The following is a 17,545-nucleotide window of genomic DNA, read 5'->3' as shown; positions in this document are numbered from 1 at the left end:
GTTCATCTGCTTTTTTGTTTGCTTAAATTAAGAAAAAATAAAAAGTTAGGAATAATCGTATTTGGGATTGTTCCTAGCTTTTTTACAAACAAAGGTATATTAAAACAATGAAGATAGAAAAGCGAGGCATTCCTCCTATTTAGCTGGTTTTTAGTAAAAGATAAAAGGTGACAAAATTAAATATAGTTAACAGGTTGTTTGACGAAGTGAGGCTGCCAAGTAAAAAAATTGCACTGAAATTTGCAAACAGATTAAAGATAGACAGCTGGAAATACAAGTTACGCTACATATCAAAAGACAGTGTGTTAATTCCCCATTTTCTTTTTCTATACTTTTAGAGAAAAAGGAGTAAATAATCCTCATGCTTCTACTTTTACCATAAAATACAAAAAAGTTAGGCATAAAGCAAGGGGAGAATTGGTCGGAGTAATCTATTCGAGTGAATGCGAACAAATTTTCGGTTTTTGATGAAAAAAAGCAATGAAAATGGTATGATAAAAGGGCATATAATTTTATAAAGCAGTACCTATTTTATAAAAATTATTCAAATAAAGCCGGATAAGGCATAAATTCATCTTGAGTAAAAAGGAGGACACTCGATGGTTAAATTCATCCATGCAGCTGATTTACATATCGATCGCTCTTTTGAAGGACTAGTAAATTTAGATAAATCGGTACAGGAAAAATTATTAGAGGTTAATTTAAAAGTTTTAGCAAATATTGTAGACAAGGCTATAATAAATGAAGTTGATTTTGTTTTACTTGCGGGAGACACCTTCCATCAAAATCGTCCTTCATTAAAAATCCAAAAACATTTTTTTGATCAAATCGAACGATTGAATGAAAAAGAGATTGCTGTCTATTTGACATTTGGAAATCATGATTATTATCAATCAGAGCGCTACTGGTTTACTTTTCCCGAAAATGTCCATTTATTTACTTCGGAAGAGGTAGAAACAAAGACATTTTTATCTAAAAAAGGGGAAAAGGTCGCCATCAGCGGGTTTAGTTATTTACACCAGTGGATACAGGGAGATAAAGTTACTGAATTTCCTTTACGACACTCAGTGGATTATCATATCGGTCTGTATCATGGCGAAATAGGGAGCAATCAGCGGGGAAACTATGCACCTTTTCAGCCGTCTAAAATGCAGGAAAAAGGCTATGATTATTGGGCATTAGGACATATCCATGTGCCAATGTCTTTAAACGAAAAAGAAACAATGAATTATCCAGGGTCACCTCAAGGCCATACCCAAAAAGAGCAGACAGCTAGAAATGTTTTATTGGTTGAATTGACCTCCAGTGAATGCCAGACGATTCCGCTAGAGGTCGCAGAAGTATACTGGGAGAGTAAGACCGTGTCTTTAAAAACTGCTCTGACTACGCAAGACGTGTTACAAGTGATTCAAGAGCAGTTAACTATGGGAAATCCAAAACTGACGTTGTTAGATTTAAAGGTAACAGAGTATCATCACTTGAACCAAGAAGTGATTGATCGAATCTATTCTGGCGAATTACTTGAGTATTTAATGGAAAAAATAGCCAACCTATCTACAAATTTACTTATTTGGCGTATATCTATTAAGGAAGATGAAAGAATGAATCGAGTATCGTTGAAGGTCTCACAGACATTAGTTGACCAACTCTTTGAAACTTATCGGGTAAGTGAAGATTTCCATCAGATTTTAGGTGAGATGTACAGTCATCCTGATGCGGTTCGCTTGATGAATGATTTACCTGAATATCAGGAAGGTACCTTGACTAAAGCCAAGGCAATACTGGAGCAAGATTTTGTGTTTGAGGAGGAAAGTATATGAGAATCCTTCGAATCGAAATAGCTGCATTTGGTAAGTGGAGACAAAAAACATTTGATTTTATTTCTGGAAATCAATTGATCTACGGTGAAAATGAAGCAGGCAAGTCAACGATTTACCAATTTATTCAGGCTGTATTATTTGGCTTCCCTTCAAAAGGAAAGAAGAAAAAAGACTATACGCCGAAAGATGGGGCTGCCTATGGTGGGAAAATTTGGTTAGAACATCCAGTTCATGGAGAAATACTAGTTGAACGTTACAAACAGCAAAATCGTGGGAAATCTAAAGTCCTTTTTAATGAGCAACAGGGAAGTGATGAATTATTAGAGAAATTACTATCTCCACTAACAAAGGATTTATTTCAGCAGGTTTTTACTTTTCAACAAGAACAGTTAACTGAACTAGATCATCTACGAGAAAAAGAATTACATGATGCACTGATCTCATTAGGGATTACGGGTAGTTCGTATGTTTTTCAAAAAAGACAAGAATATTATCAGCAAGCCCAACAGCTTTTTAAGAAAAAAGGGCAGAAACTGCTTATCAATCAGAAATTGAATGAGTGGAAGAACCTTCAAGAAAGAGTCCATCAAAAACAAGAGCAGGAATCTTTTTTCGGTGAACTCGTTCGACAAGAACAAGCCTACAGTCAAGATCAAAGAGAGCTACAAAAAAAACTCCAAGAGATAAACGAAAAAATTTCTCAGATCAAGCAGCAAGAGCTGAATTATTCTTTATACGAAGAGTGGCAAACACTTAAAGCCAATATCTTACCACAAGTTCCTGAAGAACAGTTGCTTTTAGACTTAGAGGAATTCACTAAACGCTATCAGCAGATGACGGAACGCCTAGATGAGCTCGAAGCTACTTTAGAAAAACATAGCGGAATGGATCAACAGTCGGCACGATATTATTTCTATTTGGAACAAGAGCAAGTACTAAAAGAATTGCAACAACAGCAAACACAAATCGAACATTGGCTGAATGAATGGCAAAGACTCCAAGTGGAAGAACGAGAAATTGATTCAGAATTAAAAATTTTAGAACAAAGCTGGCAATGGCAACGGACACAAGAGCCACAAGAATTTTTGCATACCGAAGAATGGCAGCAACTGTTTTCTGAAAATCGTTTGTTGAAAGAACAAGTCAATCAATTATCAATCAGATCAGAAATCGTCTTAGAGCAGCAGCGGACGATTGAAGCGGAGATCAACCAATTAGAAGCCACACATCCAGAATTATTACAGTCGGCACCTTCAGAAGTTCGTTCAAAGAACAAAACACCGTTTGCTATTATCGGCGGATTCTTTTTTGTAGTGGGGATCTTCCTACCAATGCCTTGGAAACTAGGAGTCTTTTTATTAGCCTTAGGTACATTGGGGTATTCATTTTATGAAAGGAAATCACTGAATGGTCAGAAAAGTGATTTATCAGAAATCAAAGGTAAGTGGCAAGAAAAACTAGGACAATTAGACAATACGTTAGCCCAAATCGAAGAGATTAATCAAAGTAAAAACAAGCTAGTGATTGAACAACAAAAAATCCAACAAAAAGCCTTCGATTTTACAAAGGTCCATCACTTAGGAACGATGAATACCTTAGAAGCGATGAAGGAATATGGGCATGAAGTATCCGATTATCAAGACTTGTATAGCCGCTTGATCAAGAAACAAGAACGAGCAAATGAGATTCAACAAAAGTTGATACAGATTGATCGTCAGTTTGAATTGATTAAGGAATGGTTACCGTTACAAGATAAAGGAATCGCTGAAAAAATGGTGCTTTTAACGAACTTCATCCAAGAAATGGAACAATTGAAATTCGCTAGAAGTTATCAACAAAATACACTATTGAAACAAGAAATCAACCAATTGAAAAAGAAACAAAAAAGTTTGATCGAACACTATAGCGGACAGATGGAACAGGTCGGACTTGCTTATCCATCCGAAGTAGCTGCTTATTTGCAAAAAGCGCAACAAACAAAAACACAACTTCAACGACTAAAAGAGTTGGATGAGATTCTCGCGCCACTTTTTCCAAAAAAACGGACACGGGAGCAATTAAGTACTGAACTGTATCATAATCAAGAGAAACAACGGCAGTATCAGTTTGAAGAAAAACAATTGATCGAACAACGTCAGCGGTTAAAGATCCAAATCGAGGAATTACAAAAAGATGGTACGTTGGATGAGATGTACCAAGAAGAAAGTTTATTGAGAGCACAACTGCAACAACTGATGGAACATTGGGGCGGTCTAATGGTCGCTGGGACTTTTTTAGGGGATCTGTCTACAGAAATGAGTGAACGTCAATTACCACAATTGTTAAAAGCTGCTGGTCACTATTTAGGAGTCTTAACACAAAATCATTACCAAGAGATTTTATTGAGAAATGATACTTTGACACTAACAGACGGTGTAACTGATTTTCCCATTTATGAATTATCTACAGGAACGAAAGATCAACTAATTATGGCCATGCGTTTTGCCTACCTATCGTTAGAATCAAAACGTTCGATCTGTCCAATCATCATAGATGACGGTTGGTTGCATTATGACCATCAAAGAAAATATCAATTAGCTAAATTGTTAGCTGATTTCGGTCAAAATTATCAAGTTATTTGTTTTTCTTCTGACCAAGAAATGGTAAGCTATTATCAGGAGCTTCAACAATCTGTGAATATATTAAAGGATGTATAAAGAATGAAAAAAATTCGTGAATTAGTTGTCGATGAACAATTTGAATTGTTTGTTTTAATTAAAAATGCTGATGTCAGAGTTGCGAAAAACGGAAAAAAATTTATTGCATTTACTTTTCAAGATACGTCTGGAACGATTGATGGCAAATATTGGGATGCTTCTGAAGAAGAAATCAACAAGTTTACTGCTGGGACAGTTGTTTTCTTAAGTGGGAAGCGGGAAATCTATCAAGGAAACCCACAAGTAAAGATTTTGCATATGCGATTGACTAAACTTGAAGAGCCAAGTGATCCTAGTTTTTATATGGAAAGGGCTCCTTTGAAAAAAGAAGAAATGGAAGAAGAAATCAATCAATTATTATTTGATATAACAAATGCTCATTGGAATCGGATTGTCCGTCATTTACTAAATAAATATCAAAAGCAATTTTTTGAATTTCCCGCAGCAAAACGGAATCATCATGCTTTTGCGAGTGGATTAGCTTACCACACATTGACTATGTTGCATTTAGGTAAAGCGATTGCTGATGAATATCCAGAATTGAATCGATCGTTGTTATACGCAGGAATCATTTTACACGATCTCGGAAAAGTGATTGAATTATCTGGACCGATGAGTACGGAATATACTTTAGCGGGTAATCTAGTGGGGCATTTGGTACTAGTAGATGAAGAGATCACGAGAGCATGTATCGCATTGAAAATAAATGAAGCAGATGAAGATGTTTTGGTATTAAGACATATGGTCTTAGCACATCACGGCTTATTAGAATACGGATCGCCGGTTCGACCACGTATCATGGAAGCAGAAATCTTACACCAGATCGATAATCTCGATGCTTCAATGCAAATGATGTTGACGTCGATTCGTCAAACAGAACCTGGAAAATACACTGAACGGATTTTTGGAATGGAAAATCGTAGTTTCTATGTTCCCAAAGAACTATAGATAACTAAAGGCACGTAGCCTAACACGAACTACTTGTGAGCCTACGTGTCTTTATTATTGGAAAATTTATTTTGTTATTGATAAAAATCTACAATAGTGTAAGATTGTAGTCAGATGAGAAACCGTTTTACTAATAGGGGGAAAATAGTTAATGAATCATTATATCCAATCTCTTGGCGTTCAAAGAGATCCGCTATTTTTCTGGGTATTGGGAATTTTCTTCTCAGTATGTTTGTTGTATATGGCTTATAAATTGAGAAACAAATCCAAGATTGCTTTGATTACTTTAACGACTACGGGCGTCTTTATTTGTATTTTTGCTATGTTTGCAACGATCGTTACACTGATGACCAGAATCAATTACTAAAAAACAGCTCTTTGTCAAAGTGAATAGGTAGCGAAAAAACATCAAAGTCAATCATTTACTTTGGTGTTTTAATCTATGCTTATCTTTTATAAAAAATAAGGTGGAAATTACGATCCTTCTTAGAAATTATAGCGTCAACAAAAAAACAGACCAGGATAGGTCTGTTTTTTTCATCTTATTTGCTTGATGATTCAGTTGTTGATGATTCAGAAGTTTTTGTTGATTCAGTTGTTTTAGATTCAGAAGATTTTGTTGATTTTGTTTTAGACTCAGATGTATTGGTATTAGCTGTTTCCATAGTAAATGGCGTTAATACATTTTTAAAGGCATCATCTGTGACTTTTACATTTTCTTCTTTTAATACTTTAGCGATAATTTCTTTTTGTAGGTCTTGATCACTTTCTTTTGTATCTCGGGCGATTGATTCTAATTGTTTCTTGTATTTATTCATGTCATCGCCTTTATTTTGGTTTTTGACCATTTTTACAACATAATAATCTGTTGAGTATGAAGTTGTATTTGTCGCTGAGATAACGTCAGATACTTGACCGTCTTTTAATTTGAAGGCTGCTTCTTTCACTTCAGTTGGAACATCTGTCGTTTGAGAATCAAATTTGATTTTTCCGCCATCTTTTTTAGTTGCTTCATCGGTTGATTTTTCTTTTGCCAATTTCGCAAAATCAGTTCCATCATCTGCTGATTTTTTCACTTCTTTTGCTTCATCTTCACTGCTTACTTTAATGATTTGTGCTTCAACTTCTGGATGGAAAGTTTTCCAAGCTTCTTTTAAATCTTTTTCTGTCACTTTGACGTTAGCACTTATACCAGCTTTTAATACTAAACTGCTTCTAAGTGCTTGTTTATATGAGTCTTCTGTATAACCAGCTGCTTCTAATTGTGATTTAAAGGTGTCACCGTAAGTTTCTTCATTCTTTTTGTATTCAGCATTGACATCTTTATCCGTTACTTTATCGCCATATTTATTTTCAAAGGCTTTGTAAATAATCATATTTTGAACTAATTGTTGGTTGTTTTGCGTATGTTTTGCTTCATTATAAAAATCTTCAACCGTGATAGTTCCGCCTTTCATTGTGGCGATGTCTTTATTTGTACTACCTGAACAAGCAGCTAATGCTAATACAGCTAGCGCACTAGTTGCAGCTAAAATTATTTTTTTCTTTTTCATTAAAATTGCTCTCCTGTGATTTATTATTATTCTTACAATAATAACTATACCATATCTATTTATTAATAAAAACGTTCTCGTGATAGTTTCAAATAAAATTCAAATTTTGATCACATTCCTAACTAAAAATTAAAAAAACAATAAAATTAAAATCAAAAGTGTTATAAAATTCCGCATTATTGCATGTCTTGTGGCAAATCATTTGTTAATTTTTCAACTTGTTCTTGGATTTGTGCAATTCTTGGTTCTGCTTGAAATTTAAAATTTTCAATATCTTTTTTCATTGATTCTTGAAAAGCGGGGATCAAAGTATTAGCTGTTTCTTTTGTGTCAACTAATGCTTGTTTGAAATTATTAAGACTGTTATTTAAATCATTTGTTAATTCCGTTGCTTCGTCTAGTTCAGCGATCAATTTTTTTCTGGTTTCGTTCCCGCTTCTAGGAGCAAATAACAATCCAGATATAGCTCCAACGGTCGTTCCAAAAACGATTCCTTTTAAAAAGTTTTTAATCAATGTTCTTCACCTGCTTTACAATGGTATGTTGAATTTGTTGCAATTCTTCCGCACTATATTCTGACTGATGGTTACCAAAGTGGATCGAAAAATCATCTTCTTTACTATAGCGAGGGACCAAATGGACATGTGAATGAAATACAGATTGATAAGCCAATTCACGGTTATTATTCAAGATATTCAGTCCTTGCATCTCAGGAAAAGCTTCTTCAATTGAACGAGCGATTTTAGGGATACGTGAAAAGACATCAGCTGCTAGTACTTCGTCATATTCAAAAATATCAGAAACGTGTTGTTTTGGAATAACTAGTGTGTGTCCTTTTGTAGCTTGGGATATATCTAAAAATGCATAGACTTTTTCGTCTTCGTAGATTTTATAACTAGGGATTTCTTGCTTAATAATTTTACAAAAGATACAGTTTTCCATAGGAAACATCCTTTCCATCAAAAATATTATTTATGTTAACTTTACCATATGTTCAAAGATTTGTATGAAAAAAAATAAATTGACTTCGTTTTCTTCATGGTATAATAAAAACAATCGAACGACGGAGGAAAAATTATGAGTCTAATTGTGGAACATGTAACAGGTGGCTATGGACATCTACCTGTTTTAAAAGATATTAGTTTTAGTGTACAGCCTGGCGAAATGGTAGGATTGATCGGTTTAAATGGCGCTGGAAAAAGTACAACGATCAAACATATCATTGGCCTCTTAGAACAAAAAAAAGGATCTATCACGATTAATGATCTGAGTTTGAAAAAGAATACTGAAGAATACCGAAAACAAATCGGTTTTATACCTGAAACGCCTTCTTTATATGAAGAACTAACTTTAAGAGAACATATCGAAGTGACTGCGATGGCCTATGATATTCCAATCGATATAGCGATGCAACGAGCTGAGAAATTGTTACATACGTTTCGTTTGGAGAATCGCTTGGAATGGTTGCCAGCCAATTTTTCAAAAGGGATGAAACAAAAGGTGATGATCTTGTGTGCTTTCTTGATCGAGCCTTCTTTGTACATTATTGATGAGCCTTTTTTAGGATTAGATCCATTAGCAATCAATGCTCTTTTAGAACTAATGGTAGAAATGAAAAATGAAGGTTCAGGGATCTTGATGTCTACGCATATTTTAGCTACGGCAGAAAAATATTGTGATCGTTTTGTAGTTCTGCACAATGGAGAAATACGTGCAGATGGAACCTTAAAAGACTTACAGGAGGAATTCCGACTACCTGATTCTTCACTGGATGAAATTTATATCTCCTTGACAAAGGAGCAGGATCATGAATAATTTCTTTCAATTGCGATTAGCAAAACACCAGAAAAAAATGATGAAGTATTTGCGTTATGTACTAAATGATCATTTTGTATTGGTTTGCTTATTTCTATTTGGCGGAGTCGGCTTTTACTATTCAAACTGGTTAAAAACGTTAACGACTCCTTTTCAAATGGGTGGGATTATCCTTACGATCTTTTGGTTTATTTGTTTGTTTTTTGGTAAATTTGCCACTTTTACGCAAGCGGCCGATCTGGTTTTTCTACTACCGAAAGAAAAGGAGATGCATCAGTATCTCCAACGAGCTTTTCTTTATTCCAGTCTATTTCCTTCTCTGTTCTTAGGACTAGCTTGTGGCTTTTCAATGCCCCTCGTGGTTGTGACAACCGGGAAGCCTTTTTCTTTTTATTTCGTTTATTTACTGATTCTCTGGGGATTGAAGAGTAGTCAACTACAAATCAAACGAGTGGAGCTTTTCCGAATTGAAGAGAAAAAATTGATGGTATGGAAAGCTTCTTGGTATCTTTCGACATTGCTGATCTTGTTGCTTACGGTCTATGGATGGCTCTGGCTTGGATTGTTAGCTATGTTGATTCAATTAAATATTTACTTTTGGTTTTTATGGAAAAATATGACGTATCGGTTGGATTGGGAAAAAATGATACAAAAAGAAGAGCAACGTTTACATCAAATCTATCAATTAATCAATCTTTTTACTGACGTGCCGGAAATCACTTCTAAAGTCAAAAGAAGAAGGTATTTAGACCCGTTGCTTCAACATACGAAGAAAACGAAAGATAATACTTATTATTATCTTTATGTCAGAAGATTTATTAGAGGTTCTGATTTCAGTGGTCTTTTCTTACGCTTAGTGTTGATTGGAAGTATCTTGATTGCGGGTATTGAAGATGTTTATTTTATAACTGCTATTGGGGCGCTTTTTATCTATTTGATCGGATTCCAAGTGATTCCTTTATACAATCAATTTCGTTACATGACACTTGTCCAACTTTATCCAATCACGGAAAAGCAAAAAGAGGTTGCACTGCAAAAGTTATTGTTAAATCTTTTGCTGATTGCCGCTAGTCTTTTTGGATTGATTGGTGCGATCGTATTAAATGGTCTAGACAAACTCATACCGATTATCAGTTATTTGATTGTCATCGGCTTGTTTATTAAAATCTATACACCGACTCGGATCAAGAAAATGAACGAATAAAAGAGGTGAAAAAACGAGAGAATAAGGCAGATTTGCTTTTTCTCTCGTTTTTTTGATAAAAGATGGTTTTTTAGAGAGGAATACAGGAAAAAAGAACGTATATGTGCTTGACGTTCGGGGCTTAGGCGACTAGAATAATAAGTACTGCAAATCATAGAGTTTAGAGGACGGGAGAATGCATGATGGAGTTTCAGTTAGACCAAGAATGGCGTTTACGCCCAATCAAAGGTGATACGGGAAAAACATACATAGGCATGCGCGATGAAGATAAGGTCTTTATTAAACGCAATACGACTCCAATGCTTGCTGCACTATCCCGAGAAGGAATTACACCAAAACTGGTATGGACGAAACGGACAGGAAATGGCGATACCTTAACAGCACAGGAATGGCTAGAAGGACGTTTATTAACTCCGACCGAGATCGGCCAGCGAAATGATGTTATTGATGTCTTGTATCATTTGCATCATTCTGCTTCACTTAAAACGATGTTGACTCGGATCGGTGGTAGAGTGATGACACCAGAAAAAATGTTGCAGCAATATGAACTGGAGTTACCTGAGACACTCAGAAAGAATCGATTTTTACAAATCGTTCACCAGTTTTTGCGTCAACAAATTCCACAGATGGATAAAGAGAACTTTGCAGTTGTACACGGAGATGTCAATCATCGGAACTGGTTAGTGTGCAAAAATTATTTGTATCTAGTTGATTGGGATTCAATTATGTTTGCTGATCCAGCGGTGGATATTGCCACGATTTTAGGGAATTATGTTCCATTATCTAATTGGAATCAATGGCTCGTTACTTATGGGATTCGCCCAACGGATGAGATATTAGAAAAATTACATTGGTATGCTGCGATGAATCTTTTACAAGAGATTACCCGATATTGTCAGCGTGAAGATCATCGACGAATGAATGAAGAGATCTTACAGTTGAAAAGAATTTTTAGTGGTTGAGCAAAGAGTCAAAAAGAATGAGTACGGTGTACGAATAAAGCATTTATTGTCGATTATTTATTCAGAGTTAAGATCAGAAGAGTAGAACATCACTTGTCTGATCTTTATTTTTTTAGGAAAGAAAGGAATGGAGTTTTCATGCGTGTACGTAATCGCCCAGGTGCTGCTGAAATGCTAGCAGCGCATCCAGATCTAGTAATAAGTGAACCAACCAAGTGGAGAGGTAAGTGGAACGAACTATTTGGCAATGAGCAGCCGATCCATATTGAAATTGGTATGGGAAAAGGTCAGTTTATCACAGGAATGGCTAAGGCTCATCCTGAAATCAATTATATCGGGGTAGAAATGCAAGTCAGCGTTGTATCAATTGCTTTAGATAAATTAATTGAACAACCATTACCAAATTTAAAACTATTGCATGTTGATGGTTCAGCGTTGACGGAATATTTTGCAGATAGTGAGATTGATCAAATCTATTTGAACTTTTCTGATCCGTGGCCTAAAAAAAGACATGAAAAACGCCGGTTAACGTATCATACATTTTTAGCGGTGGATGAACAAATTCTACGCCCTAAAGGAGAAATCCATTTTAAAACAGATAACCAAGGACTATTTGAATATTCATTAGCTAGTTTTTCTCAATACGGCATGATCATCAAACAAGTATGGTTAGATTTACATCAAAGTAAATATGAAGGAAATATCATGACTGAATACGAAGAAAAATTTTCTTCAAGAGGTCAAAGAATCTATCGTGTTGAAGCTCAATTTCCAGATAAAACGAAGAAATAATGACTTCATTTAATCAAAAGCAACCGAAACATTTTTGTTTCGGTTGCTTTTTTGGTTGTAGATGCAGCTGTTCGAGCAAGAAAAAATTGCTGGGACAAAGTATGTTCGTATTTATCTTATAGAAGGTTCAATCAAGCTAAATTTAGAAAATGAAAATAATCCTTTATCCGTGATCTTCAACTCGGGAATGACAGATAATGTTAGAAATGAGAGTGTCAAAAATGGATCGAATGATTGACTGGCACCAAGCGCATGCGCTTCTTTAGTTAAGGAAACTAACTGCTCATTCACAGCTAAAAAAGGCTCTTGTGACATTAAACCACCGATTGGTAATGGCAAACAAGCTAACTCTTGACCATCTGCAACAGCGATCATTCCGCCACCTTTTTTGATTAATTGGTTTGCTGCTATTAACATATCTTCGTCATTCGTTCCCACCACGACGATGTTATGGGAATCATGCGCAACAGTTGTTGCAAGAGCTCCTTTCTTTAGTTGAAATCCCTTAACGATCCCAACGCCAACATTTCCTGTTCGATGGTGACGTTCGATCACAGCAATTTTTAGTTGGTCGTTGGCAATTGAAGGAACAAAGACACCGTTTTTTGTGTCTACTTCTACGAGACAATCATTGGTCAATAAACTATTAGGAATGACTTCGATCATGTGGGCTTTTTCAGTACAAAGTGGTAAAGCAAAAGAATCGACCGTTAATGGTTTCACATCCATTTTTGGTAATTTTTGAGCATAAGTATTTTTTTGTCTCGGAAATTGTTCCAGATTCAATTGTGCATCCTCTACCACGATTTTTCCATTAGAAAAGACAGTATTGATTGGAAGAGTCGTTAAATCATTGGTTAAGAAGAAATCAGCTTGATAGCCAGGTGCGATGGCGCCTAGCTGACTTAAGCCAAAACATTCGGCAGCGTTTAGTGTGGCCATTTGAATAGCTTGTAATGGTTCCATTCCTAAATGGATTGCTTGGCGTATGATGTGATCGATAGAGCCTTCTGCAACCAGATCATCGATCAGTTTATCATCCGTGACAAATAAACAACGTCGTGAATTTTCTGGTGTTACAACGGGAAGGAGTGCTTCGAGGTCTTTTGCAACTGTCCCTTCTCGAATCATTAAATACATCCCTAAAGCTAGACGTTCTTTTGCTTCTTGTGCGTTAGTCGCTTCATGGTCGGTTTTTATACCAGCCGTCAAATAGACGTTTAGCTCATCTCCTTGAATACCAGCTGCATGACCATCGATTTTCATATTTTTCTCATGCATCAATTGTAATTTATCAATGATGGTTTTTTCGTTATTTGCAACAGCTTGGTAGTTCATCACTTCAGCAAGTCCCAACACTTCAGGACGATCAAGAAAAGGAATGAATGATTGGGCGTCTAGCACTGCGCCGCTTGTTTCAAATGGTGTTACAGGAACGCAGGATGGCAGCATGATAAAAATATTCATTGGTACGGATTGGGCATCTTCAATCATAAAATCAAGCCCAATACTTCCTGCTACGTTTCCTATTTCATGAGGATCAGTAATTATCGAGGTGACGCCATGTAATAAAGAAATTTTTGCAAACTCGCTTGGAGATAAAAGTGAACTTTCGATATGCACATGCCCATCAATAAGTCCTGGTACGAGGTATTGATTTTTTGCATCATAGATTTCTTTGCCTTCGTATTGACCGATCCCCACGATTTTACCGTCACAAATCGCAACATCACCGGTTAGGATTTCTTTTGTAAAAACGTTGACGATTTGTGCATGTTTGATTACCAGATCAGCTGGTTCTTTTTTCCCAGCGACTAAAATATGCTTTGTTCGTAATGATTCCACCATGTTCCCTCCAAAATAAATTTTTAATAGTATAACATAAATTCGGATTTTGCCCATCTTTTAGCATTTAATGATACAAAAATAAAATAGTATTAGAAAAAAGACGTATGTTTTTTATGGAGGGGATAAGATGGATATAAAGGAGATATCAGATGATCTCATTAATGAAAGTTATAAAAAACGTGTTCAAGATATCTATATAATGCCTAATCAAACTGATTTCAATATTTATTACCGCTATAGTAAAAAACGAACATTCCAAAAAAGTATTGCATCAGATATTGGACAACAATTAATCTCACGCTTTAAATATTTAGGAGAGATGGATATCGGTGAGAGAAGAAAAGCGCAATTAGGTGCAATGACTTACGTCTTAAAAGAAAAAGAGGTCAGACTGAGACTGTCTTCTGTAGGTGATTACTTACAAAGAGAAAGTTTGGTGATTCGATTACTTTATGATTTGTCTGAAAAACAGTTCCGCTGTTTTTGTCCTGAGGATTTAAAGGTGATCAATGAGCGGAGTAAAAAGCGTGGGCTCTATTTGTTCAGCGGACCAGTTGGATCAGGAAAAACTTCTTTGATGTACTATTTGGCACAAGACAAAGAGGTACAAGTAATTACAATAGAGGACCCAGTAGAAATTGAAGAAACAGCCTTTTTACAATTACAAGTAAACGACAAAATCGAACAAACGTATGAGGAATTGCTGAAGCTTGCATTACGTCATCGTCCAGATTTATTGATCATTGGAGAAATCAGAGATAGCAAGACAGCGAATGTAGCAATTCGAGCAGCGTTGACAGGTCACCGTGTATTTGCGACGGTTCATGCCCGCCATTTAGATGGAACCGAAGCGAGAATTCTTGAATTAGTTGGCAGAAGCGATGAGTTTTTTGAATGTTTATCTGGCGTAATCTACCAAGAAATCCTTTTAGACCAAACACAAGCAGCAGCGGCTTTATGGGGTTACAACTTTACCTACAATGATTTTGAGAGGAAAGGGTGGGACCAAAGCTATGAAGAAGCAAAAAATAGTCGCTGGCGATCGTTTGCCTTCTAAGAAAATGTCACTGAACCATCAAGCAAAGTATATTCGACTGATGGGGGAGTTACTTGACCATGGATTTAGTATTCAAGAAGCAACGGAAATATTGTTGAAGATCACACCTGTCCCCCATATTTATTTACAGCAAGGACACCGTTTATTGCAAGAAGGACATTCTTTTTATGAGGTTCTACAAGCATTGGGTTTTACTCAAGACAAGCTTGTGCAAATCGAGTTAGCCAGTGCGCATGGGAACTTGATCCAAACATTGAATGGGATGGCAGAACAATTTCGTCTCGTAGCAGAATTTCGAAAAGAATTAAAAAAGATGATCAGTTATCCGTGTTTACTGTGTTTGTTTTTATTAGGGATCTTAGTTGCATTACGCCAATTTATTTTGCCACAGTTATTAACTTCGGAAATGGTCATGGATACGCATTGGGGAATCCGATTTTTGCAGTCCTTTCATTGGTATGTTCTTCTTGTTTTACTGTCTGTTGGTTTATTATGTCTGTTTATCAAGATCAGGCTCCTAAAAATGGATATGATTCAACGAGGGGAATGGTTCAGCAACAAACCATTGATTGGTTCGCTGTTTTCCCTCTACCAGTCTTCTTATATCGCTTTAGAATTTGGAAAATTATTCTACGAGGGATTAGAATTGCGCCAAATTATTTTTTGTTTGAAAGAAACAAAACAAGGGAGTTTGATCCAACTATTAGCATTTCGTCTGACAAAAGGGTTAGAATCAGGAATTTCTTTAGCACAGCAGTTTGAGACTTATTCATTTTTAACGGCTGAATTTAGTCAAATCGTTTTACAAGGGGAAGCAAAAGGAAACTTAGGTAAAGAACTTTTGTTTTACAGTAAATTAGCAAGACAGCATTTTTTCCAAAAGGTAAACCGTGGACTTTCATGGATACAGCCAGTCCTTTTTCTAGGAATTGCCAGCTTGATTCTATTGATTTATGCAGCAATTTTACTGCCGGTTTATGGCAACATTGAGGAGGTTTTATTATGAAATATCTAGTCAATTTCAGACGAAAACAATTAAGGAATGTTGAAAGTTTTACGTTGATCGAAATGCTGATCGTCTTATTAGTAATCAGCGCATTAGTTCTCTTGTTCATCCCTAATATTTCCCGCTATCGAGATCATGTCAATCGAGAAGGCAAACAAGCAGTGATGCAATTGGTCGATGCTCAAAAAGAATTGTACTCTTTGCAAAATAATGGGAAAGTCCCAACGATCGCAGAACTCTTAAAGGAGGGATATATAAAGCAAGAACATGCAGATGCCTATAACCGCAAATAAACCAATTTGCCTTACTGGTTATACTTTGATTGAAACCTTATTTGTTTTGGCGATCACTTTAGGATTATTTCTATTCCCTTCACTTTCAGTCTCAGCTTGGCAAAAGCAGATGACAATAGAGCAATTTTTTGCACAATTTGAAAGTCGGATATATGCCACGCAGAAAATAGCCATTGTCAGCCAACAAGCTACAAGAATCTTTTACGATCAATCAAAGAATCAAATTGTTTTTGACGTACCTAATCCAAATCTCGGTTGGTCAACTTTAGAGGTGCCAGATGAAATTACTGTCCAACAGATGGAAAAGCTCATATTCGCTTCGGGAACCGGCAATGAAAGTTCATTGCAAGCCTATCGGTTCTATTGGACAAATAAAAGACAAACAATCGTTTATCAATTTCAGCTAGGGAGTGGCCGATATATTAAAAAAATCGAATAGACATGCTTTTATTCTATTAGAAACAGTAATGGCTTTATCCATTACCTTATCATGTATCTTTCTTGTCAGTCACGGGAATTTGTATTTATTAACAGCAGAAAAGCAAAATAATCAGGAAATCTTATTACTTCGCAGACTATATGAAGATGTAAAAACCTACCGAATGTATGAACAAATACCGAACCGAACGTTAAATGGACCAGATAGTCAGACAACCATAACCGCTAAAAAGAAAAAGATCGAAAAAGTGAAGCTCACACAAGGAGACAAAGTGATTGAGATTACCAAAATACCAGAATAAAGCTGCCTTTACACTGATTGAATGTTTGATTTCGCTTGCCATTTTAAGTGCTGTTTTACTTTCAATCAGTCTTTTAATCACGCAAACAACGAAAGTGGAACAATATTTACAACAAAAGGATCAAAAAGAGTGGCTGATTTTTTTAGCTCAGTTTGAAGAAGAAATAAAAAAAGGAAAAAATGTCGTCATTAAAGATAACCGTATTTATTATGAGATGGAAAAGAAAACCTATTTATTTGAACAATATCATGCGTTGATACGTAAACGAGAAGTATCAGGGGGACACCAACCTGTGTTAACACAAGTCAAGCATTGGGAAGTGAGAGATTCTACTGCAGCTATCACATTTTTAATCGAATTTATAAACGGAGAGAAGTATGAGGGGATTTGGACCAAGCCACTATCATAAAAAGCATAACAAGGGGTTCAGTAGTAATATCTTATTCTTAACCTTACTATTGTTTTTAGTTTGTAGTTCATTATTGTCGATCATTGTACAAACTTATCGCTCGACAGTAGATTTGAGCCAACGCATCAAAAATTATTATGTAGCAAAAATAATCAAACAAATGGTTTTATCTGAAAGTAACGAGTTGAAAGAACAGGGAATGTATCAATATAATTTAGGAAAGGCTCATTACAAAAGAAAAGCGAATCAGCTAACGATCGAAATTCAGATCGAATCTCAGCATTTTCAGTTCATAGAAATGCTTAACAGTGATACAGAAAGTAACACAGAAAGTGAGTGAATCCATGAAAACGCACTCTTTTCTGTGTTACCGCTGTTTACATAACGTTTATGTTTTTTATT

Annotated in this window: 19 protein-coding genes; 15 read left to right on the top strand and 4 right to left on the bottom strand. The window is 35.8% G+C overall.

From position 1 onward, the window contains the following. Nucleotides 1–599: 599 nt before the first annotated feature. The 4 genes from AB3I42_RS08660 (at nt 600) to AB3I42_RS08645 (ending at nt 5,831) form a co-directional block, all read left to right on the top strand. Nucleotides 600–1,820 (top strand): exonuclease SbcCD subunit D, encoded by a 1,221-nt coding sequence (locus AB3I42_RS08660; protein ID WP_368022436.1) that lies wholly within the window; start codon nt 600–602, stop codon nt 1,818–1,820. Further along, nucleotides 1,817–4,516, top strand: a complete 2,700-nt coding sequence (locus AB3I42_RS08655; protein WP_034866697.1) for an AAA family ATPase — start codon at nt 1,817–1,819, stop codon at nt 4,514–4,516. The genes AB3I42_RS08660 and AB3I42_RS08655 overlap by 4 nt, the downstream gene beginning before the upstream one ends. A 3-nt stretch (nt 4,517–4,519) precedes the next feature. Further along, a complete protein-coding gene (locus AB3I42_RS08650; RefSeq protein ID WP_010737065.1) occupies nt 4,520–5,464 on the top strand; it encodes a 3'-5' exoribonuclease YhaM family protein in 945 nt (314 codons plus the stop codon). Nucleotides 5,465–5,615: 151 nt separating this feature from the next. Further along, the gene (locus AB3I42_RS08645; protein WP_131773361.1) at nt 5,616–5,831 is read left to right on the top strand and encodes a hypothetical protein; all 216 of its coding nucleotides are present in this window, start codon (nt 5,616–5,618) and stop codon (nt 5,829–5,831) included. A 175-nt stretch (nt 5,832–6,006) separates the two neighbouring features. Here the strand turns inward: AB3I42_RS08645 and AB3I42_RS08640 are convergent, their stop codons facing one another. The 3 genes from AB3I42_RS08640 to AB3I42_RS08630 form a co-directional block, all read right to left on the bottom strand. Next, nucleotides 6,007–7,017 carry a peptidylprolyl isomerase gene (locus AB3I42_RS08640; RefSeq protein ID WP_010737066.1) on the bottom strand — a complete coding sequence of 337 codons (1,011 nt, stop codon included), beginning with the start codon at nt 7,015–7,017 and terminating at the stop codon, nt 6,007–6,009. 176 nt (nt 7,018–7,193) lie between these two features. Continuing rightward, nucleotides 7,194–7,532: a YtxH domain-containing protein gene (locus tag AB3I42_RS08635; RefSeq protein WP_010720906.1), complete on the bottom strand. Its 339-nt coding sequence runs from the start codon at nt 7,530–7,532 to the stop codon at nt 7,194–7,196. Continuing rightward, on the bottom strand, nt 7,525–7,959 hold the full coding sequence (locus tag AB3I42_RS08630; RefSeq protein WP_010720905.1) for an HIT family protein: 435 nt from the start codon (nt 7,957–7,959) through the stop codon (nt 7,525–7,527). Before AB3I42_RS08630 ends, AB3I42_RS08635 begins: the two co-directional genes overlap by 8 nt. Before the next feature lie 135 nt (nt 7,960–8,094). Here AB3I42_RS08630 and AB3I42_RS08625 point away from each other — a divergent pair, with 135 nt between their 5' ends. The 4 genes from AB3I42_RS08625 (at nt 8,095) to trmB (ending at nt 11,790) form a co-directional block, all read left to right on the top strand. After that, nucleotides 8,095–8,832, top strand: coding sequence for an ABC transporter ATP-binding protein (locus tag AB3I42_RS08625; RefSeq protein WP_010720904.1), 738 nt, complete (start codon nt 8,095–8,097; stop codon nt 8,830–8,832). After that, entirely contained in the window at nt 8,825–10,036 is a 1,212-nt protein-coding gene (locus AB3I42_RS08620; protein ID WP_181914310.1) for an ABC transporter permease, read from the top strand. Before AB3I42_RS08625 ends, AB3I42_RS08620 begins: the two co-directional genes overlap by 8 nt. Nucleotides 10,037–10,215: 179 nt before the next feature. Then, a complete protein-coding gene (locus AB3I42_RS08615; RefSeq protein WP_010720902.1) occupies nt 10,216–10,998 on the top strand; it encodes a phosphotransferase family protein in 783 nt (260 codons plus the stop codon). A gap of 138 nt (nt 10,999–11,136) precedes the next feature. Further along, nucleotides 11,137–11,790 (top strand): tRNA (guanosine(46)-N7)-methyltransferase TrmB, encoded by a 654-nt coding sequence (trmB, locus tag AB3I42_RS08610; RefSeq protein WP_010720901.1) that lies wholly within the window; start codon nt 11,137–11,139, stop codon nt 11,788–11,790. Between the two features lie 111 nt (nt 11,791–11,901). On the opposite strand, the gene ade is transcribed toward trmB, so the two are convergent. Then, nucleotides 11,902–13,635 (bottom strand): adenine deaminase, encoded by a 1,734-nt coding sequence (gene ade / locus AB3I42_RS08605; protein WP_014834440.1) that lies wholly within the window; start codon nt 13,633–13,635, stop codon nt 11,902–11,904. Between the two features lie 130 nt (nt 13,636–13,765). Here ade and comGA point away from each other — a divergent pair, with 130 nt between their 5' ends. From comGA to comGG, 7 genes are read left to right on the top strand one after another with little or no spacing between them, the layout of a single operon-like run. Continuing rightward, entirely contained in the window at nt 13,766–14,695 is a 930-nt protein-coding gene (gene comGA / locus AB3I42_RS08600) for a competence type IV pilus ATPase ComGA (RefSeq protein ID WP_010737071.1), read from the top strand. Next, nucleotides 14,652–15,701, top strand: coding sequence for a competence type IV pilus assembly protein ComGB (comGB, locus tag AB3I42_RS08595; protein ID WP_010737072.1), 1,050 nt, complete (start codon nt 14,652–14,654; stop codon nt 15,699–15,701). The genes comGA and comGB overlap by 44 nt, the downstream gene beginning before the upstream one ends. Next, nucleotides 15,698–15,994 (top strand): competence type IV pilus major pilin ComGC, encoded by a 297-nt coding sequence (gene comGC / locus AB3I42_RS08590; protein WP_010720897.1) that lies wholly within the window; start codon nt 15,698–15,700, stop codon nt 15,992–15,994. The genes comGB and comGC overlap by 4 nt, the downstream gene beginning before the upstream one ends. Next, on the top strand, nt 15,969–16,433 hold the full coding sequence (gene comGD, locus AB3I42_RS08585; protein WP_081123388.1) for a competence type IV pilus minor pilin ComGD: 465 nt from the start codon (nt 15,969–15,971) through the stop codon (nt 16,431–16,433). The genes comGC and comGD overlap by 26 nt, the downstream gene beginning before the upstream one ends. Before the next feature lie 28 nt (nt 16,434–16,461). Then, nucleotides 16,462–16,734, top strand: coding sequence for a hypothetical protein (locus AB3I42_RS08580; RefSeq protein WP_014834442.1), 273 nt, complete (start codon nt 16,462–16,464; stop codon nt 16,732–16,734). After that, a complete protein-coding gene (comGF, locus tag AB3I42_RS08575; protein WP_010737075.1) occupies nt 16,709–17,143 on the top strand; it encodes a competence type IV pilus minor pilin ComGF in 435 nt (144 codons plus the stop codon). Before AB3I42_RS08580 ends, comGF begins: the two co-directional genes overlap by 26 nt. Then, the gene (comGG, locus tag AB3I42_RS08570; protein ID WP_181914311.1) at nt 17,112–17,483 is read left to right on the top strand and encodes a competence type IV pilus minor pilin ComGG; all 372 of its coding nucleotides are present in this window, start codon (nt 17,112–17,114) and stop codon (nt 17,481–17,483) included. The genes comGF and comGG overlap by 32 nt, the downstream gene beginning before the upstream one ends. Nucleotides 17,484–17,545 lie beyond the last annotated feature (62 nt).

Source organism: Enterococcus sp. C53 (genome assembly GCF_040887425.1).
Taxonomy (GTDB): Bacteria; Bacillota; Bacilli; order Lactobacillales; family Enterococcaceae; genus Enterococcus_B; species Enterococcus_B hirae.
Note: the sequence above shows the minus strand (reverse complement) of the source record. Positions and strands in the feature narration are given on the sequence as shown.

Excerpts from the sequence above, each read along its gene's own strand:
- AB3I42_RS08655 (WP_034866697.1), top strand. The coding sequence starts at position 1,817 with ATGAGAATCCTTCGAATCGAAATAGCTGCATTTGGTAAGTGGAGACAA.
- AB3I42_RS08620 (WP_181914310.1), top strand. The coding sequence starts at position 8,825 with ATGAATAATTTCTTTCAATTGCGATTAGCAAAACACCAGAAAAAAATG.
- comGC (WP_010720897.1), top strand. The coding sequence starts at position 15,698 with ATGAAATATCTAGTCAATTTCAGACGAAAACAATTAAGGAATGTTGAA.
- AB3I42_RS08630 (WP_010720905.1), bottom strand. The coding sequence starts at position 7,959 with ATGGAAAACTGTATCTTTTGTAAAATTATTAAGCAAGAAATCCCTAGT.
- comGA (WP_010737071.1), top strand. The coding sequence starts at position 13,766 with ATGGATATAAAGGAGATATCAGATGATCTCATTAATGAAAGTTATAAA.
- comGG (WP_181914311.1), top strand. The coding sequence starts at position 17,112 with ATGAGGGGATTTGGACCAAGCCACTATCATAAAAAGCATAACAAGGGG.
- trmB (WP_010720901.1), top strand. The coding sequence starts at position 11,137 with ATGCGTGTACGTAATCGCCCAGGTGCTGCTGAAATGCTAGCAGCGCAT.
- comGD (WP_081123388.1), top strand. The coding sequence starts at position 15,969 with ATGCAGATGCCTATAACCGCAAATAAACCAATTTGCCTTACTGGTTAT.
- comGB (WP_010737072.1), top strand. The coding sequence starts at position 14,652 with ATGAAGAAGCAAAAAATAGTCGCTGGCGATCGTTTGCCTTCTAAGAAA.
- AB3I42_RS08645 (WP_131773361.1), top strand. The coding sequence starts at position 5,616 with ATGAATCATTATATCCAATCTCTTGGCGTTCAAAGAGATCCGCTATTT.
- AB3I42_RS08615 (WP_010720902.1), top strand. The coding sequence starts at position 10,216 with ATGATGGAGTTTCAGTTAGACCAAGAATGGCGTTTACGCCCAATCAAA.
- AB3I42_RS08650 (WP_010737065.1), top strand. The coding sequence starts at position 4,520 with ATGAAAAAAATTCGTGAATTAGTTGTCGATGAACAATTTGAATTGTTT.
- AB3I42_RS08580 (WP_014834442.1), top strand. The coding sequence starts at position 16,462 with ATGGCTTTATCCATTACCTTATCATGTATCTTTCTTGTCAGTCACGGG.
- AB3I42_RS08625 (WP_010720904.1), top strand. The coding sequence starts at position 8,095 with ATGAGTCTAATTGTGGAACATGTAACAGGTGGCTATGGACATCTACCT.
- AB3I42_RS08660 (WP_368022436.1), top strand. The coding sequence starts at position 600 with ATGGTTAAATTCATCCATGCAGCTGATTTACATATCGATCGCTCTTTT.
- AB3I42_RS08640 (WP_010737066.1), bottom strand. The coding sequence starts at position 7,017 with ATGAAAAAGAAAAAAATAATTTTAGCTGCAACTAGTGCGCTAGCTGTA.